General features: G+C 58.8%; 9 protein-coding genes and 1 pseudogene. 1 reads left to right on the top strand and 9 read right to left on the bottom strand.

From position 1 onward, the window contains the following. Window positions 1-187 precede the first annotated feature (187 nt). Window positions 188-754, top strand: coding sequence for a sugar O-acetyltransferase (locus EN935_RS15510; RefSeq protein ID WP_024505228.1), 567 nt, complete (start codon window positions 188-190; stop codon window positions 752-754). A 307-nt stretch (window positions 755-1,061) separates the two neighbouring features. Here EN935_RS15510 and EN935_RS15515 read toward each other — a convergent pair whose 3' ends face one another. From EN935_RS15515 to EN935_RS15560, 9 genes and pseudogenes are all read right to left on the bottom strand, one after another. Next, window positions 1,062-1,955: an SIR2 family protein gene (locus tag EN935_RS15515; protein WP_024505229.1), complete on the bottom strand. Its 894-nt coding sequence runs from the start codon at window positions 1,953-1,955 to the stop codon at window positions 1,062-1,064. 34 nt (window positions 1,956-1,989) lie between these two features. Next, window positions 1,990-2,202 (bottom strand): putative nitrogen fixation protein NifT, encoded by a 213-nt coding sequence (nifT, locus tag EN935_RS15520; protein ID WP_024505230.1) that lies wholly within the window; start codon window positions 2,200-2,202, stop codon window positions 1,990-1,992. Next, window positions 2,199-2,519 (bottom strand): nitrogen fixation protein NifZ, encoded by a 321-nt coding sequence (locus EN935_RS15525; protein ID WP_024505231.1) that lies wholly within the window; start codon window positions 2,517-2,519, stop codon window positions 2,199-2,201. Before EN935_RS15525 ends, nifT begins: the two co-directional genes overlap by 4 nt. A gap of 85 nt (window positions 2,520-2,604) precedes the next feature. Next, window positions 2,605-2,799, bottom strand: coding sequence for a 4Fe-4S binding protein (locus EN935_RS15530; RefSeq protein ID WP_024505232.1), 195 nt, complete (start codon window positions 2,797-2,799; stop codon window positions 2,605-2,607). A gap of 29 nt (window positions 2,800-2,828) precedes the next feature. Beyond that, window positions 2,829-4,310 carry a nitrogenase cofactor biosynthesis protein NifB gene (gene nifB, locus EN935_RS15535; protein WP_063169393.1) on the bottom strand — a complete coding sequence of 494 codons (1,482 nt, stop codon included), beginning with the start codon at window positions 4,308-4,310 and terminating at the stop codon, window positions 2,829-2,831. A 273-nt stretch (window positions 4,311-4,583) separates the two neighbouring features. Further along, window positions 4,584-4,670, bottom strand: a pseudogene (locus EN935_RS15540) (helix-turn-helix domain-containing protein); the annotation flags it as partial. Window positions 4,671-5,361: 691 nt separating this feature from the next. Next, window positions 5,362-6,078 carry an alpha/beta fold hydrolase gene (locus tag EN935_RS15550; protein ID WP_063169392.1) on the bottom strand — a complete coding sequence of 239 codons (717 nt, stop codon included), beginning with the start codon at window positions 6,076-6,078 and terminating at the stop codon, window positions 5,362-5,364. Between the two features lie 255 nt (window positions 6,079-6,333). After that, on the bottom strand, window positions 6,334-6,633 hold the full coding sequence (locus EN935_RS15555; RefSeq protein ID WP_024505235.1) for a ferredoxin family protein: 300 nt from the start codon (window positions 6,631-6,633) through the stop codon (window positions 6,334-6,336). A 12-nt stretch (window positions 6,634-6,645) separates the two neighbouring features. Next, window positions 6,646-7,224: NAD(P)/FAD-dependent oxidoreductase (locus EN935_RS15560; RefSeq protein WP_164771148.1), on the bottom strand; the 579-nt coding region annotated here is incomplete at its 5' end.

Genomic DNA, 7,224 nt, shown 5'->3' on the forward strand with positions numbered 1-7,224 from the left:
GAGACAGGTATTGGCCCCTGCGACCGGTTGATCTCCGATATCCAAATTCTTGGAAGTTGGTCGAGACGAAACTGTCGCCCCGGCTCGTGACCGACCGCGCGCCCGGCAAGATCGAGTTACAAAGTTGCCGAGGCAGTTTGATGTGCGTTCCTGCATCACTGTACGGGACACGACCTGACGGGAGACTATGATGCGTAGCCAAAAAGAAAAGATGCTCGCAGGCGAGTTTTACAATGCGGCGGATCCGGAGATCCAAGCTGACCTGTTGGCAACCGGGGCTTGGCTCAAGCGGTACAATGATACGCTGGGGCAGACCACGGGGCATTGGCATGAGCTTTTGTCCGAGCGGCTGGGAGAGGTTGGGCGCGGAACGGTCATCCGTCCGCCCTTTTTTTGCGACTACGGATTCAATATCCGCATTGGAGCCAATGCCTACATCAACTTCAACTGCGTTATTCTTGACGTGGTAGAGGTCAAAATCGGGCAAGGAACGGCAATTGGGCCTGCTGTGCAGATTTATACCGCCGATCATCCACATGATGCCGAGCAGCGGCAGGCCGGCCTGCAGGTCGGGCGTCCTGTTCACATTGGCAGCCGTGTCTGGATCGGCGGTGGAGCAATCATTCTGCCTGGCGTCACGATTGGTGATAATGCAGTGGTAGGCGCTGGCTGCGTGGTCACACGAGATGTTCCCGCCGGGGCAAAGGTAGTGGGAATTCCTGCTCGCGTGGCCGACCCACATAAACAGGCATAATCAACCTCGTTGACCCTGGAGGTGCATGCGAACTGTCGAAACTGTGCCGAATTTTTGTCGAAGCCATTGAGCGCTGCATATGTTGTCGCGACTCGGGCGCTTCAGTTCTTTTGCCACGGGGGTCACAAGATCATGTGCGTAATGCCGCCGCAACGTGCTCACGTCCCGCAGCAGCGGACCCTTTCACATGGCCCAACGAATTCAGAGCCTACGTTGTGCTGCCACTAGCATTACTGCTCACGAATGTATTCCCAACTGAGTTTTCGCCCTTGGAGGCAAGCAGCGACTCACCAGCAATCGCCGGCCATTAATCCTGGCTAGCATCGACCCCGACGAGGCGAGCCGCGGCGTTGCGGATCGGCATGTCGATGACCGTGATTGCGCCTTCGGCAAGGAAACGACGTTCGTTTCTGGTCAGCGTAGCCGAATCGATCACCGCAAAATGTGGGCCAGTGGAGCGCTTCATCAGCTGTCTGGCATATGTGCGCAGCATCTGATCGTTGAAGCGGCAGCCCACGAAGAAAAAACCCCGGTTGACGCGCCGTTGCTTCACCGCGTCCGGGATCGGCGTCTGGATATCAATTTCGGTTAGGACTTCGACGTAATCGGAATCAGCCACGAGGAAGTTTGCCGCCGGCCTGACGCTGCCGTGCGGCGCATAGAGCACCGTCCTAGCCACTTGTTCGGCCTCGAGTTCTGTTCCTGACAAATCGTAAGTTCTCGTCCAGATGTTACCGATTCCGGTCGCGCGCGTCGTTCCTTGTATCTCGACAACGTCTGTTTGGCCGGCCTCTGCAAGGGCTGCTCGCATGGCGCCATCGTACCAGCTGTCGATGATGACAGACAGTTGAAGGGTTGCGAGCCAGGCGTGAAGAACGGTCGGCTCGGCGGGGGCTGCGAATATCTCCGCCATCCACGCTTGGAGAGTCCGACGATGTCGGCGCTGCTCGATAAACTGCGCGACCGACCACATATTGGTGCGAATCCTGGAAGGGGCAGGCGCCCGCTTGTTGAGGGCCGCGGCGACATCTTCAGGGGTGCAAGGTACAGGGGATTCCGGTGGGTTAAGCTGCAGAAGACCAGGACCGAGATAGGGGATCACTCGATCGGCCTTGAGAGCGCCGTTCAGCAGGTCAATCAGTTTTTTGGCAAAACTGCCCCGGACGACGACGAGATGGTCCCAGCTCAGCATCGTGTTCATACGCGTTTCCTCTCCGCCACTGAACCCACCGGCATCAGGCCCCGTCGGAAATCTTCATCGCCTCGACGGTGATCGGCAAACGCGTGTCGCGCGGAAGGTCGGGCAGCATGAGCCGCCAACCGTTCCTGAGCGTCACGGTCCCGCCCCATAAGTCAGCGTTCTCAATCTCGGTGATCGGCTCTTCGAGATCCTTCTTGGGGACATAAGCCGACAAGCCAGTAGCGGTCCTGCGAATCATTACTTTCATCCGGCTGTTCCCCCGTTGGAAATGCCTTCAGCTCCGCAGGGAACCTCGACTTTGTCGAGGCTAATGAGTTCGCGCGCTCGCATGCCGACGACCGTGCCACGATCGATCCATTCGACCGCATAGATGAAGAATTGCTGGAGAAAGGTTCCAATGTCGCGCACGTAGCCTTCGTCGCCCTTCCGCACGAGGTTTTCGCCGATCTCCTTGCCGGGATAGGTGCCGTCGTTTTTTATGTGGCGTATCGCACGGACCCGCTCACCCTGCATGAACCGTGGCGGTCTGCCGATTTCGACCTCCTGTTCGCGTCTGGACCACATGCTGTCCATTCCTTTCTCGAGGCTTTTGTTGTGGTCGCGGGTTGCAGGCGTCGTCGTGCGGCGAACCCGACCGTTTCGGTAGGAATCAAGCGGGAACGCAGGTTTTCGGTACCGGACAGACCGACACGCATTGCTGCGTATCGAAGGCCTCCTTGCATTCGGTGCACTTGTTTGGATCGATCACATAGGCGTCGCCCTTGAACTTGATCGCTTCCGAAGGACATTCGAACTCGCAGGCCCCGCATTGGGTACATTGGGATGCGATGATCTTTAAAGCCATTCTAACTCCTGGTTATCGGACGAGACGGCTCAGGCCGTCGCCGCTAGTGGTCTGATCCCAAACTCTGCCGCGTAAAGTGCGCTGACTGCGGTCTCGATGTAGTCATGGCCATAGGCGTCGGTTACGCGCAGTCCAACTCGCGAGAGTTGTTCCTTCGGGCGATTTCCGATCTTGGCGCATAGCACTATGTGTATGCCTTCGAGCGCTGCGATGACGCCCTCGAGGATGGCGTCTTCGCCCCCGCCTCCGAGGCAATACCGCTCGACCTTCCGATGCCCGACCAAGCTGATCCCTCTAGGCGAGACTTCATAAACCTGGAATTCCTTCGCGTGGCCGAAGTGTTCGTTGACCCGTCCACCTCCCTTAGTGGCCACCGCAACCAGAAGCGACTTTTCGGAGTCTGTTGCCTTGACCATACCGATGGCCTCGCTCCTCGCCGCCTCATGATCACGGCGCTCGTGTGCGACCACCTGCCGATAGGCCTGACGCTTGCCAGCATCGTAGGCGACATCGTCGGGAATACCGTCCAGCGTGAATTCCTGGCCACGATCTTCACCGAGCAGGCCGACAGCATCTGCCCGGCACTGCCGGCAGTGGCGCATCAACTTGGCGCCACCTTCAAGTCGATCCTGAAGAGCCATCATCTCCGTTGCCGTTGGGCCGCGCTGCCCGATGAGTCCGTAGTGGGTACCGTGCGCCGGGTCCGAAATCAGAGGCATCACGTTGTGCAGAAACGCGCCCCGCTCCCTGACCATTTTGTTCACCTCAAACAGGTGCTGGTCGTTCACTCCAGGAATCATCACCGAGTTGATTTTGGTGAGGATGCCGCGCGCGCTCAGCATCTCCAGGCCCAGCATCTGCCGCGCGTGCAAGATTCGAGCGGCTTCGATGCCGAAGTAGCGGCGATTTTCATAAAAGATCCATGGATAGATCTTCGCGCCGACTTCCGGGTCGACCATGTTGATGGTGATCGTCACGTGATCAACATTCATTTCGGCAAGCTCGGCGACATGGTCCGGCAGCACGAGCCCATTAGTGGAGACGCACAGCTTTATGTCGGGGATTTCCCTGATGACGCGGTCGAACGTTGCCTTCGTTTTCTCCCAATCGTAACAGGCATCCCCCGGCCCAGCGATGCCAAGAACCGAAAGCTGCGGAACTTTGTTGGCAACGGCGATGACCTTGCGTAGCGCTTGGTCGGGCGTCAACTTCTCAGACACAACACCAGGCCGGCTCTCGTTGGCGCAATCGTATTTGCGATTGCAATAGTTGCACTGGACATTGCAAGCCGGCGCGACCGCCACATGCATACGCGCGAAATAATGATGCGCTTCCTCCGAAAAGCAGGGGTGATCCTTGATCCTTTCCCAAATAGCCGGATCCTCTTCGCCCGGGCTGGTCGGCGACGAGCCGTAGGAAGACGATGCGCAGCCACCGGATTTCGCGGCTGCCAGAAGACCCTCGGATGTCGTGCTAGTCGGCCCCTCAATCGAAACTGTCGGTGAGGACATCAAACGGCTCCGTTGCTGGTAACGTCGCGGTTCAAGGTGCAAGAGCCATACCAACTGAAAAAAGCGGCTTCAGTTCACTATTCGGGTCGATATCGCATTGTGTCAGGCCGGCGCGACACAATTTTGTCCTGCTTGCGACAGTGCAAGTCCAAATCCGTTCAGAAGCACGAAGCACTCCTTGTCGCGCACAGGGCGCGCAAGACCACTGGCCTGACGATTGGCTCATCAGGCTCTTAGAAGTTCCTTCACCTCGATACTATGCCGGCGTATCGCCTAGCCGACTTGTCGCAGCTTGAGGCCGAGAATTCGAGCCGCATTAGCCTGAACCCAGCCGGCCTTCTCCATTGTGTCGATCAGCCGTCACGCTTCGTCCGCCGCGGTCCCAGCCCCCGTCCGGCCGTATCGTTAGAATCGCAAGTGGCCATCTCGTGTTCAGGCGGGCGCCGATGCGCCGAACCGGCATCGTGCTGGCCCGTGAGAGCTCGTCGATGACATTGCCACGTTCCGAAAGATTGGTTCCTTCCAGAGGAGAACGCCAAGCACGCAGTTCTCCGGCTCGCGGACGTTGCCGGGGAAATAGCATTGCGAGATCAGCTCAACTGCCGACGGCGCAAAGCCATGGTTCTCCATATTTCAAGGGTAAGCGCTGTGTCCTTCCAGGAGGACCCGCGATCTGTGGGCCTGCCGATTCTGAGGTGGATCGGAGATCGGCTTGTGTCTGAACTTGAACTTACGATTGACCCTGAGCGGCAGCCTCGGCGTTTTCGAGGGTGATCAACGGCGCTGTTGGTCGGCGGCATTGGTCGATGGACGACAAGGCACGGAGTCATCTCCGAGACCCTGGAGCCGACGCGGTGATCTCGGAGGTTGCCCGGCGCTACGGGCTGCGGCCGCGGCGGAACGCTCGCAAGCTTGCGACGTCGGCAGGACAGGCCACTCCCGCCTAGTGGTTTCGGTGGCGCCACCGGAACGACCCGTTGGGCCTACATCCTTGCACCAGAGCTCAAGGCCACGGCCTGAGAATCGGCCGCCGCTCCCCCTACTTGGTTCCTCAGCCGACAGCGCTAAGAAGGAGAGCAACTTCCGTCGGCGCGAGGATCATTGCGTCGTGGCCAGTGGCGAGTTCCTGCCACGCCCAGCCATCCTGCTTCGCGACCCATTCTCGCGCTCCCGCCATCGGCGGGTGGAGTGGATTAGTGCAGACGACATAGGTTCGGGGTCTGCCGTTGCCGAGCGGGTGCTCGAGCTTAAGTCCGCTTTCGTAGGTGCCTGCCGGATGCGGTGTTATCCGGCGCCGCACCCAGTCCGTGAGCGAGTGTCCCTCGGGAGTGCCGAATGCTGTTGGCGGCGGAGTCGGCATGAAGATACCCCGTCCTTCCTCCGCAACCAATTTTCGACGGGCGGCGACGATGTCGGGGGGCATGGTGCTGAATACACTTTGACCGCTCTCGACGATGGCGCCGTCGAGATAAACGAGATGGCTGATATGGTCGGGTATCCGGTCGGCGGCGCCGGTGATGCTGATGCCGCCTAGACTGTGACCGACAAGGATCACATCGCTCAGCTCTTCCGTTACAATGTGGTTGACGATGTCGGTCACGAATGTGTCGGGCGTGATGTCCTTGCACAGCAAACGTGCGCGTTCGCCGACACCTGTCTGGGTAGGCGTGGTCACGTGGCATCCCATCTTGCGAAGATTGGCGGCGACGTCCCGCCAACACCATCCGCCATGCCAGGCACCATGCACTAGCACATACGTCTTTATCATGGATTGTGCCGTTCCATTTGCTCACCGGCCGTTGTGGCTGCCATCCGGCACGATGGCCGGACATTGTCCAAAGGGGCTCGACCACGTTACCGGTGGTAAGTCCGGCACAGGCGCCCCGTGGCCTGAGGATACCCCTACCAAGTCGAGGAAACTTGAATTGCGAAACCCAATATTCACTAGCTCTTTGCAAGTGGATGGAGAGGCTCATGGTGTGCCGCAGTTGCTCGCTGCCGGCATGCTCTTGGCACCGGCTGATCATCCGAACTTGAACAGGACACCAAAGCCGCCGCGCGGATAGTTCCACTCGATGTCGCCGCCTTTCTCGCACAATATCCGGCAGGTGCCGCATTCCATGCAGCCGTCGGCGGTGATCTCGACTTGACCCTTGTCATTCAACTCATAGCATTTCGCCGGACAGACGTAGGTCAACGCAAGCAAGTTCGCGCTTGGCTTGTCGTGCGGTCGCACTATGATATGGGGGCGGCCGGAATCGACCAGATAGCGGTTCTGGTAAAGTTTGTCCTCGACACGAACCTTCGTCACTGCGATCGTCATCTTGTACCCTCTTCAGCGCCATGCCAATGCCAGGCGGACCGCGTCGCTGACCAACCCCCAGCGCGAGCGCGCGTTGATGAAGGCGGCCGTGGTGTTCTTTTCCTTCTCGATCTTCGGCGTGCCGTCGACACGCATGAAGGTCTGAGCGGCATGCGACATCAACCGCGGATAGCTGTCAAAAAAGTTGCTGGAATTGGTGTGGAGTAAGGCTGGCATGTCCTTGTATTTCTTAAGATCCTTGATCACAAAGGAGTCATCCAGCATCGTCTTGTAGAGCGCAAGGTTCGCTTTGGTCATAGGACCGTTGCGGCTTTTGACTTTGATGATCGCCTCAGCCGCGACACGACCCGAGGTCATGGCAAGGTTCGAACCCTCACGGTGAATGGCATTGTTCAGTTGCGCTGCGTCGCCGACGATGACCCAACCGTCGCCGAATAGCTGCGGAATGGCCCTGTAACCACCTTCGGGGATAAGATGGGCGGCATATTCTTTCACCTCCGAGCCAGCGATCAGCGGCCGGATCGAAGGATGGTTTTTCATCGCATCCAGGAGGGCGGACGGGCTCTCCATCGTCGCGGCGAAATCCGAGAC

Origin of the sequence: Mesorhizobium sp. M7D.F.Ca.US.004.03.1.1, assembly GCF_003998635.1 — a bacterium.
GTDB classification, from domain to species: domain Bacteria; phylum Pseudomonadota; class Alphaproteobacteria; order Rhizobiales; family Rhizobiaceae; genus Mesorhizobium; species Mesorhizobium loti.

What these genes read in the sequence shown, in the direction of transcription:
- EN935_RS15510 (WP_024505228.1), top strand. Translation starts at nt 188, where the DNA reads ATGATGCGTAGCCAAAAAGAAAAGATGCTCGCAGGCGAGTTTTACAAT.
- EN935_RS15515 (WP_024505229.1), bottom strand. Translation starts at nt 1,955, where the DNA reads ATGAACACGATGCTGAGCTGGGACCATCTCGTCGTCGTCCGGGGCAGT.
- nifT (WP_024505230.1), bottom strand. Translation starts at nt 2,202, where the DNA reads ATGAAAGTAATGATTCGCAGGACCGCTACTGGCTTGTCGGCTTATGTC.
- EN935_RS15525 (WP_024505231.1), bottom strand. Translation starts at nt 2,519, where the DNA reads ATGTGGTCCAGACGCGAACAGGAGGTCGAAATCGGCAGACCGCCACGG.
- EN935_RS15530 (WP_024505232.1), bottom strand. Translation starts at nt 2,799, where the DNA reads ATGGCTTTAAAGATCATCGCATCCCAATGTACCCAATGCGGGGCCTGC.
- nifB (WP_063169393.1), bottom strand. Translation starts at nt 4,310, where the DNA reads ATGTCCTCACCGACAGTTTCGATTGAGGGGCCGACTAGCACGACATCC.
- EN935_RS15550 (WP_063169392.1), bottom strand. Translation starts at nt 6,078, where the DNA reads ATGATAAAGACGTATGTGCTAGTGCATGGTGCCTGGCATGGCGGATGG.
- EN935_RS15555 (WP_024505235.1), bottom strand. Translation starts at nt 6,633, where the DNA reads ATGACGATCGCAGTGACGAAGGTTCGTGTCGAGGACAAACTTTACCAG.